Here is a 16,606-nt window from a genome sequence, read left to right as displayed (position 1 = left end):
TTTTAGGAGTTGTAGATGACCAAACAGGTATTTAAGACGACCTTTGCGGGTCGCGAATTGATTGTGGAAGCAGGCCAGGTGGCGCGTCAAGCCAATGGTTCTGTTGTGGTTCGCTATGGGGAAAGCACCGTCTTGACAGCAGCTGTGATGTCTAAAAAGATGGCGACAGGGGATTTTTTCCCACTGCAAGTAAACTATGAGGAAAAAATGTATGCCGCTGGGAAATTCCCAGGTGGCTTTAACAAGCGGGAAGGTCGTCCATCGACAGATGCAACCTTGACGGCACGCTTGATTGACCGTCCGATTCGGCCGATGTTTGCGGAAGGTTTCCGCAACGAGGTACAGGTGATTAACACGGTTCTTTCTTATGATGAGAATGCTTCTGCCCCAATGGCAGCCATGTTCGGTTCTTCGCTCGCACTGGGAATTTCAGATATTCCCTTTGATGGCCCGATTGCTGGTGTTCAGGTGGGTTATGTAAATGGCGCTTTTGTCATCAATCCTAGCCAGGAGGAGTTGGAAGCATCCACTTTGGATTTAACCGTGGCAGGAACTAAAGAAGCCATCAACATGGTGGAATCAGGGGCCAAAGAGTTGTCTGAGGAGATTATGTTGGAGGCGCTGCTCAAGGGGCACGCTGCTATTCAGGAGTTGATTGCTTTCCAAGAGGAAATTATTGCAGCGATTGGTAAGGACAAGGCTCAGGTGGAGTTGTTGCAAGTGGATCCAGTCTTGCAGGCAGAGATTGAAGCGGCTTATACCAAGCCCTTGCAAGCGGCTGTGCAGGTTGAGGAAAAATTGGCACGAGAAGCAGCGACGACTGCTGTGCGGGAAGAAGTCAAGGCTGTTTATGAGGAGCGTTATGCTGACCATGAGGAGTTTGACCGAATCATGCGGGATGTGGCAGAAATCCTGGAATTGATGGAGCATGCCGAAGTTCGTCGTTTAATTACGGAGGACAAGGTTCGTCCGGATGGTCGGAAGGTTGATGAAATTCGCCCATTGGCTGCGGAAGTGGACTATTTGCCGCGGGTTCATGGATCTGGTCTCTTTACCCGGGGACAAACCCAGGCTTTGTCTGTATTGACCTTGGCGCCAATGGGGGAGACCCAGATTGTTGATGGGCTAGATCCGGAATACAAGAAGCGCTTCCTGCACCATTATAATTTCCCACAATATTCTGTGGGGGAAACTGGCCGTTACGGAGCGCCAGGACGGCGTGAAATTGGGCATGGTGCCTTGGGAGAGCGGGCCTTGGAGCAGGTTTTGCCAAGTGTGGAAGAATTCCCTTATGCCATCCGTTTGGTGGCAGAGGTCTTGGAATCTAATGGTTCTAGTTCTCAAGCTTCGATTACTGCTGGAACCTTGGCCTTGATGGCAGGTGGGGTACCGATTAAGGCTCCGGTTGCGGGAATTGCCATGGGCTTGATTTCGGACGGGACCAACTACACAGTCTTGACGGATATTCAAGGCTTGGAAGACCACTTTGGAGATATGGACTTTAAGGTGGCGGGAACACGTGAGGGAATCACAGCTCTGCAAATGGATATTAAGATTTCCGGAATTACTCCTGAAATTTTGGAAGAGGCCTTGGCGCAAGCCAAGAAGGCTCGTTTTGAAATTTTGGATGTGATTCAGGCAGCAATTCCTGAGGTTCGTCCAGAGTTGGCACCGACTGCACCTAAGATTGACACCATTCAAATCGATGTTGATAAGATCAAGATCGTGATTGGTAAGGGTGGGGAAACCATCGATAAGATTATTGCGGAAACTGGTGTCAAAATTGACATTGACGAAGATGGTTTGGTGTCGATTTTCTCTCCCGACCAAGCGGCGATCAACCGGACCAAGGAAATCATCGCTGGCTTGGTGCGTGAAGCCAAGGTGGATGAGGTCTTTACCGGCGTTAAGGTTACCCGCATTGAGAAATTTGGCGCTTTTGTCAACCTCTTTGATAAGACGGATGCCCTTGTTCATATTTCCGAAATGGCATGGAGCCGTGTCAATCGCGTCGAAGATATTCTCGAAGTGGGTGATGAAGTGGATGTTAAGGTCATCAAGATTGATGACAAGGGTCGGGTCAATGCTTCGATGAAGGTCCTATTCCCGAAACCCCAAGGAGTTGAATAGAAAGGATCGCTATGATCAAAATCTATAACACCCTTAGTCGGCAATTGGAAGAATTTCGTCCCCAGGTTGAGGGTCAGGTATCTATGTATGTCTGTGGTCCAACGGTTTATAACTACATTCATATTGGAAATGCGCGTCCAGTTGTGGCTTTTGATACTATTCGTCGCTATCTGACCTATCGTGGGTATGAGGTCACCTACATCTCTAACTTTACAGATGTTGATGATAAGATTATCAAGCGGGCACTTGAGGAGGGGATCAGTCCAGAAGCAGTTGCGGATAAGTACATTGCAGCTTATTTGGAGGATACCCAGGCCTTAGGAGTTCTTCCGGCAACCAAAAATCCACGGGTTATGGACTACATTCCGGAAATCATTGCCTTTATTGAGGACCTGATTGCTAAAGACATGGCCTATGAAAGCCAAGGAGATGTTTATTTCCGGGTTCGAAAATCAGTTGGTTATGGATGTTTGGCCAATAAATCCTTGGAGGATTTAGCCCAGGGAGCTAGTGGTCGGATCGGCTCAGAAGCCGAGCGCAAGGAAGATCCTCTGGATTTTGCCTTGTGGAAGGCTGCCAAGGACGGCGAGATTTCTTGGGAGAGCCCTTGGGGAGCAGGTCGGCCAGGTTGGCATATTGAGTGTTCAGTCATGTCAACAGAACTGTTGGGAGCAACCCTAGACATCCACGGGGGAGGGAGTGACCTCGAGTTCCCCCACCATACCAATGAGATTGCCCAATCTGAGGCTAAGACAGGTCAGACCTTTGTCAACTACTGGATGCACAATGCCTTTATCACCATTGATGATGAGAAAATGTCCAAGTCACTAGGTAACTTCCGAACTGTACATGACCTGTTGCAGACCGTTGATGGTTCCGTTCTACGGCTCTTCCTCAATAGCCAGCACTACCGGCGCCCAATTAACTTCAGTGACAAGGCGCTTTATGATGCTGAGGTCAATCTTAAGTACCTGAAAAACACCTACCTGGCTCCGCTGCAGGAAGATGTGGACACGAGCCGCCTGCAGGACTTTGTTCAAGCCTTTGAGGCAGCCATGGATGACGACTTTAATACAGCCAATGCCCTGACCGTGCTCTTTGATTTGGCCAAATGGATCAACTCTGGCCACTATACCCAGGCTGTCAAAGAGACCTTTGGTCAATTCCTAGAGATTTTTGGTTTGGTTTTCCAAGAAGAGATTTTGGATGAGGAAATTGAAAAGCTGATTGCTCAACGCCAAGAGGCGCGGGCAGCCAAAAATTTCCAAGAAGCCGATCGGATTCGGGACATTCTTGCCCAGCAAGGTATTCGCCTTCTGGATACCAAGGAGGGAGTGAGGTGGCAACGTGACTGATGTGCGTCTGATTAATGGGATTGCCCTAGCCTTTGATGGCGATGCCATCTATTCGGTTTATGTACGCCAACACTTGATTCTTCAGGGTCTGACCAAGCCCAACCGCTTGCACCATGTGGCGACCCACTATGTGTCAGCCAAGGCACAGGCGCAACTGGTTCAAGCGCTGTTAGATCAGAACTTACTGACCGAAGAAGAGGTGGGGATCTACAAACGGGGCCGAAATGCCAACAGTCATACCAAAGCCAAAAATACAGATGTGGTCACTTATCGCATGTCGACGGGTTTTGAAGCCCTACTGGGCTACCTCCACCTAACTGGTCAGATCGACCGATTGGAAGAGTTGATCCAGTGGTGTATTCAAACCGTCGAAGCAAATCCGTAAAAGGAGAAAACCTATGAATATTGAAGAAATTCTCGCTGGCGATTTCTCAAGTATCGCAGGAACTTGGGAAAATGATTATGAAGAACGCCTGGTTTTTGATGACAAAGGTTTGGTGTCAGAGACTTATCAAGTAACCTTGACAACGGCTTTGGCTGAAGGAGGCTTTCTGAGTACCCAGTTTGAGCCGATTCGTGCCTTGGTTGGTGGTGCTTTGATTCGCTTTATTCCAAGTGGAATCGATGCCTCTAATCCAGATACACAAGATCGTTCCAAACATTTCAAGGATCGCATTTGGCTCAGTCAAAGCAATGGTGACCTGGCTTTTGCGCGTGAATTTTATTATAAAATAGATTAAAGACTAGAGTAAGGAGGGGTTTGCCCCTCCTTACTCTGTAAAGGAAAGAGCAGATGAATCAAACAGATATCATTTACGGCCTCCATGCGGTGATGGAGGCCTTGGAAGCGGGCACGGGCAATAAACTGTATGTTCAGGAAGATTTGCGAGGCAAGAAGGTCGATGCAATCAAAGAGGTGGCCCGAGACCAGAAAGTGCCGATTTCTTGGACCAGTAAGAAAAAGCTGGATGAAATGACCCAAAAAGGGGTGCACCAAGGGCTAGTCTTACGGGTCTCCGCCTATGCCTACCAGACCTTAGAGGACGTGTTGGCTAAGGCTGAGGGCCAGGAGAATCCCTTGATCTTGATTCTGGATAGTCTGACAGATCCCCATAACTTGGGTTCAATCTTGCGTTCGGCAGATGCGCTTGGAGTGGCAGGAGTGGTGATTCCTAAGCATCGGGCAGTTGGAATCACCCCGGTTGTTGCCAAAATCGCAACCGGAGCTCTAGAGCATGTACCGGTGGCGCGGGTGACCAATCTCAGCCAAGCCTTGACCAAGCTCAAAGAAGCCGGCTTTTGGATTTTTGGAACGGACATGGATGGGACCCCTTCGCACCAGTGGAATACAACTGGTAAATTGGCCTTGATTATTGGTAATGAAGGCAAGGGGATTTCTCCCAATATTAAGAAGCAGGTTGATGAAATGATCACCATTCCGATGGACGGCCATGTCCAAAGTCTGAATGCCAGCGTCGCTGCTGCGATTCTTATGTACGAAGTACACCGGAAACGCCTATGAAAAAACAGATTTTATTGGTCGATGGCTACAATATGATTGCTTCTTGGGAAAGTACAAAAGGCTATTTCAAACGCAATCAGCTAGATGCTGCACGAAACCTCTTACTCAATCGCCTCAGCAATTATGCAAGTTTTGAAGGTCTGGAAATTACCTGTGTCTTTGATGCCCAGCATGTGCCTGGAATCCGCCAACGCTACGATGAATTTCAGGTTGTAGTGATTTTTACCGAGGAAGATGAGACAGCAGACTCCTACATTGAACGGCTAGCAGCCCAGCTTAATACGGGCCGCAATCAGGTCTCGGTCGCAACCAGCGACTTAAATGAGCAGTGGACGATTTTTGCTCAGGGAGCCCTGCGAGTGTCAGCGCGGGAGTTGGAAAAACGAACAGCGGTGGTCAAGAAGGACTTGGATAAATTTGTGGACCAGGTCGATATTCAAACACCCCGTTTACCTCCCTGGTCTGAGCAAAATATGCAGGCCCTACAGGAGCTTTTGGGAGAAGTGGAGAACTAGTTAGGAAAGGCTTGTTATCAGCCTATGCCAGTGATCTAGCAGCCATGACCCCAGCGGAGTTTAAACAAGCAATCCGGGCCAGTGAAGGGCGGATTGTGCTGGGCGAAACGGTTGTGACTGCAGCACCCTTGATTGATGGAGTCAGCAATGCAGAGATGATGGCTGCTTTTAGTTGTGACTTGCTGCTCCTCAATGAGTTGGACGTCTTTGCGCCAGAAATTGTTGGTTTCTACGACTGTACCAATCCGATCGCCGAACTCAAGTACCTAACAGGACGGTCCGTTGGTATCAACCTCGAACCTGTAGACACCTCTCAGCAGCTACTGGAAAATCGAGTTGAGCTAGCGCCAGGACGGCAGGTCAGCCCTCAGAGCCTTGAGCAGGCTCAGAAGTTGGGAGTAGACTTTATCGTGCTGACAGGCAACCCCGCAATCGGCGTCTCATTAGCCGCTATTTCAGAAGCTATCCTCCTGGCCAAACAGCATTTTCAGGACTGGTCTTTGCAGGTAAGATGCACGGGGCCGGGCTAGGAGAGGCTGTAGTGGATGCACCAGCCCTACTGGATTTTGTTCAGCAAGAGGCAGATGGAATCCTGGTTCCAGCAGTTGGCACAGTCCCAGGTGTCAGAGAAGAGCTCCTGGCTCCTCTGGTGAGCCAACTCAAAGCCCAGGGAGCCCTGGTCATTTCGACCATCGGAACCAGCCAGGAAAGTGCGGATAGCCAAACGATCCGGGACCTGGCTCTGAGTAACAAACGGGTCGGAGCAGACATCCACCATATCGGCGATGGTTCCTACGGCTGCATGCCAGACCCCGACAATATTTTGGCCCTTTCCCTAGCGGTTCGGGGAAAAAGACACACCTATTTTAAAATGGGCCAGTCTGTTAGAAGATGAGTCCTTCTAATTTTTTAAAAAGTAAGGAAAATATCTTGACGACCCTCATTAGATTTGATAGTATGGAATACGGTATTGTTTACCCCATTTGAAAGGCCCCGGAACCTTCCAAATACCCCGTGGACCGGAACATCCACATGTAAACAAAAACGAGATTGAATATAGGAGAAATCATGAACAAAACTACATACATGGCTAAGCCAGGTGAAGTTGAACGCAAATGGTACGTTGTTGACGCAACTGATGTCCCACTTGGACGTCTTTCTGCAGTGGTTGCAAGTGTTCTTCGCGGTAAGAACAAACCAACTTTCACACCTCACACAGATACAGGTGACTTCGTTATCGTTATCAACGCTGAGAAAGTGAAATTGACTGGTAAAAAAGCAACAGACAAGATCTACTACACTCACTCATTGTACCCAGGTGGATTGAAATCGATCTCTGCTGGTGAGTTGCGTTCTAAAAACGCTGTTCGCTTGATTGAAAAATCCGTTAAAGGCATGCTTCCACACAACACACTTGGACGTGCTCAAGGTATGAAATTGAAAGTATTTGTTGGTAGCGAACACACTCATGCTGCTCAACAACCAGAAGTTCTTGACATCTCAGGACTTATCTAAGGAAAGGAGCAGATTAAACTATGGCACAAGCACAATATGCAGGTACTGGTCGTCGTAAAAACGCTGTAGCGCGTGTACGTTTGGTTCCAGGTACTGGTAAAATCACAGTTAACAAAAAAGATGTAGAAGAGTACATCCCACACGCTGATCTCCGTTTGGTTATCAACCAACCATTTGCAGTGACTGCAACTGCTGGTTCTTACGATGTATTCGTAAACGTTAACGGCGGTGGTTACGCTGGACAAGCTGGAGCTATCCGTCATGGTATCGCTCGTGCGCTTCTTGAAGTAGACCCAGACTTCCGTCTAAGCTTGAAACGTGCAGGTCTCTTGACTCGTGACGCACGTATGGTTGAGCGTAAGAAACCAGGTCTTAAGAAAGCTCGTAAGGCATCACAATTCTCAAAACGTTAATCGTTTGTTGGAGAAGACAGAACTCTCATATTTGTGGGGGTTCTTTTTTTACTTGACCTGTAATCTTGAAGGGGGTGGTTTAGGTTGGTAACAGATTTAATGAGGGTGTTTGTGTTATACTGTTAGAGAGGTGATTCAATGAAATGGATAGATAGACCAGAGTATGTGGATTTTTTAAATAGGCATAGGGATCGGCAGGTGATCAAGGTAATTAGCGGAGTCAGGAGAGCTGGGAAGTCTGTGCTTTTTCAGCTCTTTCGACAAGAGCTGATTCAGTCAGGTGTGGCAGAGAGTCAGATTTTAGTGATTAATTTTGAAGATCTCAGTTACTATAAATTGAGAGAGTTTCAGGCTTTGTATCGGTATTTAGAAGAGCAGCTTGAAACTCAAGAAACCTACTATATTTTCTTAGATGAGATTCAGCATGTGGATCGATTTGAACTGGTTGCAGATAGCTTATTTATAAAACCGAATGTTGATTTATATCTGACAGGTTCCAACGCCCGTTTTATGAGTAGTGATTTGGCAACAAACTTGACTGGTCGGTATGTTCAGTTATAAGTTCTTCCTCTATCCTTCTCAGAATATGTAGCGGGGCGGCAGGAAGCTGGTTTATCGTAGAGCCAATTATTTAATAGACTTCCTGCAAAACAGTGACAGAACCTGAGATTTATTGGAGTCATCACTTGAAAAAGACTGAGTTATAAAATGTTTCAGTGTGGTTATGCGATCTCTTCTGCTGAGAAATGGGATCTAATACATTAGTTCCGCAGGAAGTCTAATCTAGTAAATTACATCCCCTAACAAAAGAGGAAAAATCTTATAATCGAGCACTATCTTCAAGGCGTATTAAGGTTGAGAATGTTTTTGCAAAATTTAAAGTGTTTAAAATATTTTCAACCACTTATCGGAATCGTAAGAAACGCTTTGGTTTACGAATGAATTTGATTGCTGGTATTATCAATTTTGAAGGATAGTTAACGTTTCGCAGGAAGTCTATTGTACACTCTCTGGCGAATGTTACAGATAACTTCTACTGTAAATCATACGGTTAATACAATTGTTAATGGTGTTGTGACAAATTCAAGTTCTTGGCCTGTCCCTTATTATGATCCAGAATTTGCGCATTTATTGGGAGGTTGATGATGACATCGAAAAAATTGAATGGTTAGAAAATTCAATTTATAATTTTATTTTAGATTTGGAAATAACAGATGAGGAACGTCAATTATTTTTGAAAGCGAAAAATGATTTTAGTAATAGAGTGGATTTTGGTAGAATTATTTTAAATTTAAAAATAGAATTGGCTTCTTTAGGATTAAAGCAACAATTATCCCCAAAAGTTTTAAGATTTTATTTAAATTTGCAGAAAGAATATCCTGTTCGTGATAGAATGTGGAGACCTAATGGATTGTTTTTTTAGTAAGTGGGTTCATGAAATAAAAGTAGAAGAATAAACCCAAATTATTCATACCTGAAACAACTCCATACAAATAGCTAAAAATCATCAGGAATTACTAAAAAACAATGGCACTTTCTGATGATTTTCTTTGTAATAGTAGCTGGAGCTCGGAAAATCCAATATGTGACACATTTCAGAAACATTGTATTTATCTTTATCTCACTCCTTATAAATTCTGTCCAGATTAGTGTAGCCGATTCACCAAACCTATTATCAAATGAAATCAGACAACTCATCAGAATGAGTTGTAGCACTTATCTAGCAGATAGGATGGGTGGCTAACTTCATTTTAAAATTTTTGTATTTGGATGCTTTTCTTGATTCCTTATTATTCTACGCTGTCCCTCGATTCGATGTCAAAGAGCACACCCTTTTGCAAAGGCTAGAAAAATTTTACTGCGTTGATCTCGGTTTTCGCCAATTGCTGTTACCAGATCATCAAGAAGATTTGGGACATATGATTGAAACCATTGTTTACCTGGAATTAAGACGGCGTTTTTCCAAAGTATATGTCGGAAATGTTGGTAAATATGAGGTGGATTTTATTGCTGTGACGGATACTGGAGCTTATCAGTATTTTCAGGTGAGCCTGTCAACTCTAGATCCTGAAACGCTAGAGAGAGAGCTTCGTCCGCTGCAAGCTATTGATGATCAGTATCCTAAATATCTATTGACGCTGGATCAGATACAACCAGAAGCCAATTATGATGGAATTCAGAAAAAGTCACTCTTGAATTGGTTATTGGATTGAAATAATGAGTAGAGAGGAAATCAAAAATGGATTTAGAACGTTACCATAAGTTGGCTCTGCAGAAGCAAAAAGAACATCGGAAGTTTCTCGCGGGGCTCAAGAAAAAAACGCCGAAGAACTTAGATAGACTTAGCCAGGAGATTCATGTGGAGGTTTTTGAGGAGATTGATTGTATCCAGTGTGCCAACTGCTGCCGTCATCTCGGTCCCCTCTTGACAGAAGCTGACATCACGCGTATTTCTAAGACTTTTCGGATGAAATTGTCTGCTTTTGAAGAGGCTTTTCTGCGCGTGGATGAGGATGGGGACAAGGTCTTTCAATCCATGCCCTGTCCGTTTATCGGAGAGGATAATCTCTGTTCCATTTATGATATTCGTCCCAAAGCCTGTCGGGAATTTCCTCATACAGATCGTAAAAAGATTCACCAAATCAACCATTTGACCATCCAGAATACACTTATTTGCCCAGCAGCTTATCTTTTTGTGGAAAAATTACAAGAACGGTTGAAGTAACCCTCTTTCCCCTTCAAAAAAGAAGCCTCCCACAGCTTTTGTGATGTAGCTGATAGGAGGTTTTGAATTTATTTTATGAGTATCGTTTCAGTAATTTTCAAGGTAACTATCAAATTCTGGTAAAACTAAATCAACATATCCACGTTGTGGTTGAAAAATAAGTCCTTTATCGATAAGTCTATACTTATATGTATTCACAAGGTTCTTATCCCATTTGGTTTGTTTAATTATATCTGCTATTTTCGTCTTTGATTGAATAGCTTTTAAGAAGATTTCATCATTGTCTGATAGTCGTTGTTGGATTAGTCGATAGGCATTCTTTCCTAGGAAATATCGAAAATCAGGAATCACATCTTCGATATCATCAATGGTTGCACATTCCTTCTCATACATTAATTGGCCTAATAATTGAAAAGCATAGGCATATCCTTTCGTTTTCTTTGCTGCATAGCCAGCAGCAGAATGGTCGAGTGATAGATGCTCGAGATAAGCCTTTTCAATATCATCAATGGTAAGTGGAGAAAGTACAATCATATTTGAACGTAGTAGAAAAGTCAAAATTTTATCGGTAATGACCTCATTAATATCTTCTGGAAGCCCTGTTGAGATAATACTAATAGGAAGGTCTTTACGGATAAGGAGCTGAAAAAGTGAATATAATTCTCTAATACCAGTGGAAGTGGAAATTTCATCAATTAAAATAACAACTTTTCGATTGGCATTTTGACAAATCGTTAGTAAGTCAATTAGTTGTTGTTGGTTTGTAGTATTTTGAGATTGGATATTCTCAATCGTTAATCCCAATACACTAAAATTTTTAACCTGTATAGAATTGCTCACTGTAATCTCTCGACTAACTGTATTGCTTAATTCTGCAATTAAGTTGGAGACAATAGCAGGTGTGTTAATCAGTGTGATAGGAATCCAGTGCTCTGGTAGTTCCTTTTCTAACTTTGTGATAAAGGTGGTTTTTCCTGAGCCTCGAACTCCCGTAACGATAGTAGATTGTGCATCGGAGTAAGGATTGTCGAGATTTTTTAATAGATTCTCAAATTCTTGGTTTCGATTCAAAAAAACCCTAGGTGATTTACCAAATATAGTTGTGAATGGGGTCATAGAACCTCCTATATACTCGTATATACTTTTTTCTTTCATTATATACTCGTATATACTTTTTGTCAAATATCTTAAAAATAATTAGACGGTTCTTCGAAGCTTCTCTTGGTCTAGGCTAATTAAATGTTCTGGTCAAAGTAATACCCGTTGAATTTCAAAATCTGACCTTGTCAAGCCTCCTTGATCGCTTCTAGGGGTAATATTGGGAGTGGAACAGAACTAAATTTGAAAAAATTTAGTTAATTCGCTTTCTTAATTTTGGGCTCATGCTAAAAAGATCCACTGGATCTTACTTTGCTTTTTAATTTCTTGGCTCAGGTTGAAAAGGTTCCCCGAACCTTTTCAATCCCACTCCCGCAAGGCTGATTAGACCCTCTTCCGAGCTTGAAAAGCGAACGAAGAGGTCAATCAGCTACTGCGTCAAAGGCATTTTATTAACCAAAGTTAATGAGGCTAGACTTTTGTCCCACTCCCAACTACCTTCGTCGGCTTTCCTAGTCATCTTTTTGTCTTCTACGAGTATTTAGATTTTGTTTTTAACGAAGTATAGACAGTCTTTGTTAGTGGTTGCTATCTGATTTCTAGTAAGTGAAAAGTAAAAGGCCTCAGAATGTCTGAGACCTTTCGGAGATTATTATGGGCACCTCTAAAAACTAAATTTCTGAAAATCTAAATGTTGATTTATCAAGGTTTGAGTGATTAAATTTGAAGAAAAACTGGGGTTTTTAGAGGTCCCCTTATGAAAAAGAAAAGTTTTAGGAGTTGTTGAGGTCTTCCTCAACTATGGAACTAGTATAACCTACTTTCCTTAAAGGAAACTTATAGTTCATTTTTTAATCCTCATTTAGCTGATCCTGGGGATAACGCTGATGAAATTGAATTTTTAAATGGATAAAGTGTTCCAAATCGCGGAAGATTTGCAAGAGATAGGACCGAGATTCAAACTCCTCGCGGCTCTTGGGGAGAGGGCGTTCGCGGAAGACTTGGAGGTAGTGATCGATACGGTCAATGAGGTGGATCGGAGTTGATTTATCCTCCAGTTGCTGGGCTGTATCCTTAAAAAGCTGGGCTAGAATGAGGCTTTCTTCGGCCGAGAAGTGGCAGTGTTGGATGTCCTCAACCATCTGTAGTAGGTAATGGCATTGCTCCAGCCGCATCTCGAAGTAGTGAACTTCGTAGTCGGTCCGCTGGAAGAGCTGGTTGGATTGATCCCGATAGACTAGTTCGAGAGCCGTCTGGATCTCCTTTTCCAATTGCTGGATGCGGTGGACTTCATCGCTATTCTGCCCGGTTGCTAGGATGTGGTGGAAACGGAGAACCAGTCCTTTGAGGAGGAGCTCGACGCGGTTGCGGGCGGCGATAATTTCTTTTTGGTGGGAAGGCATATAGATATTGGCTAAGAGAGCCAGGCTAACCCCGATGGCGAAAAGGCCGAGTTCGTTTAAAATAACGGGTAGGGCCAAGCTCCCTGTGTCGAGGAGATGGAAGACGCCGACGGTGGAGACAGATAGGCCGATGTCCCATTCATACTTGTAGGCGAGGGGAATATAAATGGCCATGCTGAGGCCAAAGGCCCAGATGTTCAGTCCAAATAGACTGAAGCAGAGGATGGCTGCCAACATGGCTGACGTCATGCTTAAAACACGGCGTTTGGCAGTCAGCAGGGTGGAACGCCGGGTGTCCAGTAAGCTCAACAAGCCAATGATTCCTGCAGAAGACGGATAATTGAGCCCCAAAAAGGTGGCGATTTGCACAGCTATCCAAGTGACCAAGATAACTTTGATACTTTTTTGAAAGACGGACATGGGACCTCCTTGAAAATTTCTAATTTTAGTGTATCATATAGCTAAGTTTAGTGGCGGTTTTGAGGACTTAAGAATAAGGAGAATCCATGAAAAAAGACTTTATCCACCAACAGGAAGAGATTTCCTTTGTCAAAAACACTTTTACCCAATACCTCCAAGATAAGTTGGAGATTGTTGAGGTCCAAGGACCGATTTTATCGCGGATCGGTGACGGCATGCAAGACAACTTGTCCGGGATTGAACATCCGGTTGAGGTTCATGTTAAGTTGATTCCAGAAGCTACCTATGAAGTGGTGCATTCCTTGGCCAAGTGGAAACGGCATACCCTGGCTCGCTTTGGCTTCAATGAGGGAGAGGGTCTGTTTGTACACATGAAGGCCTTGCGTCCAGATGAGGATTCACTAGATCCAACCCACTCGGTCTATGTGGATCAATGGGATTGGGAGAAGGTGATTCCGAATGGTCAGCGGAATTTAGCCTATTTGAAGGAGACGGTGGAGAAGATCTACAAGGCCATCCGTCTAACAGAATTGGCCGTTGAGGCCCGGTATGATATCGAAGCTGTTTTGCCCAAACAGATTCGCTTCGTTCATACAGAAGAGCTGGTTGAACTTTATCCAGATCTAAGTCCAAAAGAACGCGAAAATGCGATTGCCAAGGAGCACGGGGCGGTCTTTCTGATTGGGATTGGGGGTGTCTTGGCTGATGGGCAGCCGCATGACGGCCGGGCGCCGGACTATGACGATTGGACTAGCGAGACAGAGCATGGCTATAAGGGCTTGAATGGGGATATTCTGGTCTGGAATGACCAATTGGGGGCTGCCTTTGAGCTCTCCTCTATGGGAATCCGGGTGGATGAAGATGCCCTCAAGCGCCAAGTTGCCCTAACCGGCGACGAAGATCGGTTGGAATTTGACTGGCATAAAACCCTGCTCCGGGGTCTCTTCCCGCTCTCTATTGGGGGTGGTATTGGTCAATCCCGGCTAGCCATGTTCCTTCTAAGGAAAAAACATATCGGTGAAGTTCAGTCCAGCGTCTGGCCTCAAGCCGTTTACAATGATTTTGACAACATTCTCTAAACGAAGGGGAGCACATGAAAAGTGTAATGTCAACCCAAAATCGGACACTTTTTATGAGGAGTTGAATCATCCGCTACAGCTTGACCATGATTCTCCTGAGTAGTGATAGGCTGGGCTTTGAAAACTAGTGGTGATAGATTATTCAGTGTCGAATATCTACGTTTGTGATTCCACCAGTGGATATAATCTTGTGTTAGTAGGGCAAGTTGTTCTAAGGATTCAAATTTATACGCATTAACAAATTCAGTCTTGAATGAGCGATAGGTTCTTTCGGAAACAGCATTATCATAAGGTACACCTGGAGCTGAGAGACTATGCAGTGGTTTTGGAAGATGCAATACTTCATGGACTCTTAGAAGCAGTTGAACGGGATGCTTGGATTATCGGTCAATCAAATCCATTCGTTCTTCCTATTGTAGATTATGAAACTAGTAAAAATTACAAAATAAAGGATATAATATCTAAAATTAAGGAGCAAGGTTATGATATAATCACCCGGGAATTCCAGTATATAGAACGTGGATTGTTAATCCGAATGATTACTCCAGGTATGCTTATACAGGATTAGGATGTCATGTTATTCCAGAAATTGCTTTGGAGCGTTCAATCACAGAGGCTGTTCAAGTAGATGATTGGAGTACCACTGGGGGAATAAATTTTGATGCTGGAATGATGAACCTGGAAGTGCTTTCTGAAAGTTTGATAAATATTTACAATCAACATTTTTTGGTGAATAAGGATATTCTGGGAACTACAGATCGGAGGACTTCGATTTTGGATTCTGTCATTGAAGCGGATAGTACATTACAGGTTTTATTAGATACGGCAAAAAAAGTTAGTGAAGCGGTCAATGGCCATGTTTATTATGTTGATTTGACAAAGCTTGGTCTAGAGACGAAGGTGGTACGAACTATTGTTACGGGAGATTTTCAAAATATGAATATACCGCTTCTTTCGGTTAGCCCTAGATTATTTGAATTTGGAAAGAAATTTGGCTATACGGACAAACTGACAACGTATGAGGAGTTATTCATGGGTAAATATCAACACTAATTAGAGGAGTGAAGTTTTGAAAAGTAAAATGATTTCTCCTTCGATTTTGGAAGTACTTGGACTAGCCTTTAAAGAATTTCCTTGGTTAATAGTGATTTATCTAACTATGGCCATTATTAATTCGCTTTTTCCAACGGTAATTTTGGCTACGGTGACTTCTTATTTTATTGATAGTTTATTGTCCATAGCAGGAAGTGGATCCTTCTCTCAGGGGATCCTTTTTCCCTTATTTTTGTTACTTTCTACCATGGTTTGTATGCGTATCTTTGAGGAAGTACCGAAATTTTTTGAAATTCGTCTCAAAACTGCTATTGAACTGTCTATTCTCCCTCTTATTGTGCAACAACAGGTCAATTTAGAGTATCGATGGTTGGAGGATAAGTCCAAGCAAGAATTGTTCAGCCTCTTAGTTGAAGATATTGTAGAGGTCTTTTTAGAGGGAATACAAGCTTATGCGGCAATTCTTAAAGGAATTGTGGCAGTGATTTCGATTTTCTTTTTATTAACTAGTCTTCTTTGGTGGTCTGGTGCTCTAATTTTTTCATGTAGTATTCCTCTATTTTATCTATCTTTTTACCTAGGAAAGAAAAATTATGCAGCGAAAGTGGATGCAAAAAAATATGAACGTCGCTATAGTTACTATTCCGATCAAGTGTTAGTTGGTAAGGAAGCTCTGGAAGAGCGGATGTTATTTGGCTATGTGGATGATATGACTGATCGCTATGAACAAGACTTTCAAAAAGCAAGTTCGATTCAATTGCTAGTTTTGTTAAAAACACGACTAGCGACAAGAGGTATGCATATTGTCTTAATTTTACTGACAATACTGACATCGATTTGTCTCCTCTATCCATTGAGAGATGGAGAGATAAGTCCAGGGAATTTTATTGGAATCTTAACAGTTCTTTTTAATCTTGCGGAGATTTTAGGTGGAGGTTTACAGGATTCATCCAAAAGTCTTGCAGAATGTAAGGAATATATGGCGGATTTCCACCTTTTAATGGCTTTAGAAACAACACCTGGTGCGACGGACTTACCTGATCAAATACCTATTGCTTTCGAGCAAATTGAGTTCAAAGGAGTTTCTTTTTGTTATCCTGGTACAGATCGCTATGTGTTGCGGAATCTATCATTTGTTTTAGAGAAAGGACAACACTATGCCTTAGTGGGACCCAATGGTTCAGGGAAATCGACAATATAGTAGAATGAAACAAAAACCGCACATTTTGTGCTATACTATTTTTATGGCATATTCAGTAGATTTTCGTGAAAAAGTTCTTTCATATTGTGAGAATATTGGCAGTATTTCTGAAGCAGCAACTGTTTTCCAAATTTCTCGTAATACCATTTATCAATGGATTAAATTAAAAGAGAAAAC

At 43.3% G+C, this 16,606-nt stretch carries 17 protein-coding genes and 5 pseudogenes; 19 read left to right on the top strand and 3 right to left on the bottom strand.

Going from position 1 to position 16,606, the window contains the following annotated elements; all coding sequences use genetic code 11:
* Positions 1-15: 15 nt before the first annotated feature.
* The 14 genes and pseudogenes from pnp to E5983_RS02490 form a co-directional block, all read left to right on the top strand.
* Positions 16-2,115: pseudogene (pnp, locus tag E5983_RS02555) on the top strand (polyribonucleotide nucleotidyltransferase); the annotation flags it as partial.
* 26 nt (positions 2,116-2,141) lie between these two features.
* On the top strand, positions 2,142-3,485 hold the full coding sequence (gene cysS, locus E5983_RS02550) for a cysteine--tRNA ligase (RefSeq protein ID WP_160332354.1): 1,344 nt from the start codon (positions 2,142-2,144) through the stop codon (positions 3,483-3,485).
* Positions 3,478-3,870, top strand: coding sequence for a Mini-ribonuclease 3 (locus E5983_RS02545; protein WP_160332353.1), 393 nt, complete (start codon positions 3,478-3,480; stop codon positions 3,868-3,870). The genes cysS and E5983_RS02545 overlap by 8 nt, the downstream gene beginning before the upstream one ends.
* 13 nt (positions 3,871-3,883) lie before the next feature.
* A complete protein-coding gene (locus E5983_RS02540) occupies positions 3,884-4,225 on the top strand; it encodes a DUF6287 domain-containing protein (protein WP_160332352.1) in 342 nt (113 codons plus the stop codon).
* A gap of 53 nt (positions 4,226-4,278) precedes the next feature.
* Positions 4,279-5,007: a 23S rRNA (guanosine(2251)-2'-O)-methyltransferase RlmB gene (gene rlmB, locus E5983_RS02535; protein WP_160332351.1), complete on the top strand. Its 729-nt coding sequence runs from the start codon at positions 4,279-4,281 to the stop codon at positions 5,005-5,007.
* Entirely contained in the window at positions 5,004-5,522 is a 519-nt protein-coding gene (locus E5983_RS02530; protein ID WP_160332350.1) for an NYN domain-containing protein, read from the top strand. The genes rlmB and E5983_RS02530 overlap by 4 nt, the downstream gene beginning before the upstream one ends.
* 44 nt (positions 5,523-5,566) lie before the next feature.
* Positions 5,567-6,417, top strand: a pseudogene (locus tag E5983_RS02525) (DUF7916 family protein).
* Between the two features lie 173 nt (positions 6,418-6,590).
* Positions 6,591-7,037: a 50S ribosomal protein L13 gene (rplM, locus tag E5983_RS02520; RefSeq protein ID WP_135038122.1), complete on the top strand. Its 447-nt coding sequence runs from the start codon at positions 6,591-6,593 to the stop codon at positions 7,035-7,037.
* Positions 7,038-7,057: 20 nt separating this feature from the next.
* Positions 7,058-7,450: a 30S ribosomal protein S9 gene (rpsI, locus tag E5983_RS02515; RefSeq protein WP_160332349.1), complete on the top strand. Its 393-nt coding sequence runs from the start codon at positions 7,058-7,060 to the stop codon at positions 7,448-7,450.
* A 138-nt stretch (positions 7,451-7,588) separates the two neighbouring features.
* Positions 7,589-8,008 (top strand): annotated as a pseudogene (locus E5983_RS02510) (ATP-binding protein); the annotation flags it as partial.
* A 224-nt stretch (positions 8,009-8,232) separates the two neighbouring features.
* A pseudogene (locus tag E5983_RS02505) lies at positions 8,233-8,427 on the top strand (transposase family protein); the annotation flags it as partial.
* A 131-nt stretch (positions 8,428-8,558) separates the two neighbouring features.
* Positions 8,559-8,873, top strand: coding sequence for a bacteriocin immunity protein (locus tag E5983_RS02500; protein ID WP_160332347.1), 315 nt, complete (start codon positions 8,559-8,561; stop codon positions 8,871-8,873).
* Between the two features lie 340 nt (positions 8,874-9,213).
* Positions 9,214-9,663, top strand: a pseudogene (locus E5983_RS02495) (DUF4143 domain-containing protein); the annotation flags it as partial.
* 26 nt (positions 9,664-9,689) lie between these two features.
* Positions 9,690-10,175 (top strand): YkgJ family cysteine cluster protein, encoded by a 486-nt coding sequence (locus E5983_RS02490; RefSeq protein WP_160332346.1) that lies wholly within the window; start codon positions 9,690-9,692, stop codon positions 10,173-10,175.
* An 87-nt stretch (positions 10,176-10,262) separates the two neighbouring features.
* Here the strand turns inward: E5983_RS02490 and E5983_RS02485 are convergent, their stop codons facing one another.
* Positions 10,263-11,291: an AAA family ATPase gene (locus tag E5983_RS02485; protein WP_160332345.1), complete on the bottom strand. Its 1,029-nt coding sequence runs from the start codon at positions 11,289-11,291 to the stop codon at positions 10,263-10,265.
* Positions 11,292-12,124: 833 nt separating this feature from the next.
* Positions 12,125-13,096 (bottom strand): aromatic acid exporter family protein, encoded by a 972-nt coding sequence (locus E5983_RS02480; protein ID WP_160332344.1) that lies wholly within the window; start codon positions 13,094-13,096, stop codon positions 12,125-12,127.
* Positions 13,097-13,182: 86 nt separating this feature from the next.
* Here E5983_RS02480 and asnA point away from each other — a divergent pair, with 86 nt between their 5' ends.
* Positions 13,183-14,175 (top strand): aspartate--ammonia ligase, encoded by a 993-nt coding sequence (asnA, locus tag E5983_RS02475; RefSeq protein ID WP_160332343.1) that lies wholly within the window; start codon positions 13,183-13,185, stop codon positions 14,173-14,175.
* 29 nt (positions 14,176-14,204) lie between these two features.
* On the opposite strand, the gene E5983_RS09785 is transcribed toward asnA, so the two are convergent.
* The gene (locus E5983_RS09785) at positions 14,205-14,513 is read right to left on the bottom strand and encodes an IS3 family transposase (RefSeq protein WP_160332342.1); all 309 of its coding nucleotides are present in this window, start codon (positions 14,511-14,513) and stop codon (positions 14,205-14,207) included.
* Here E5983_RS09785 and E5983_RS10105 point away from each other — a divergent pair.
* The 4 genes from E5983_RS10105 to E5983_RS02450 all read left to right on the top strand — a co-directional run.
* Positions 14,501-14,743 (top strand): YcaO-like family protein, encoded by a 243-nt coding sequence (locus E5983_RS10105; RefSeq protein ID WP_160332341.1) that lies wholly within the window; start codon positions 14,501-14,503, stop codon positions 14,741-14,743. The genes E5983_RS09785 and E5983_RS10105 overlap by 13 nt on opposite strands.
* A complete protein-coding gene (locus tag E5983_RS02460) occupies positions 14,677-15,228 on the top strand; it encodes a YcaO-like family protein (protein WP_160332366.1) in 552 nt (183 codons plus the stop codon). The genes E5983_RS10105 and E5983_RS02460 overlap by 67 nt, the downstream gene beginning before the upstream one ends.
* A 16-nt stretch (positions 15,229-15,244) precedes the next feature.
* On the top strand, positions 15,245-16,429 hold the full coding sequence (locus E5983_RS02455; protein WP_160332340.1) for an ATP-binding cassette domain-containing protein: 1,185 nt from the start codon (positions 15,245-15,247) through the stop codon (positions 16,427-16,429).
* A gap of 43 nt (positions 16,430-16,472) precedes the next feature.
* Positions 16,473-16,606, top strand: a 134-nt coding sequence (locus E5983_RS02450) for an IS630 transposase-related protein (protein WP_160332216.1), incomplete at its 3' end; no start/stop codon positions are given.

The organism is Streptococcus danieliae (assembly GCF_009767945.1).
In the GTDB taxonomy this organism is placed as follows: domain Bacteria; phylum Bacillota; class Bacilli; order Lactobacillales; family Streptococcaceae; genus Streptococcus; species Streptococcus danieliae.
The sequence above is the reverse complement of the archived record's forward strand: the minus strand, read 5'-3'. Positions and strand labels throughout refer to the sequence as shown.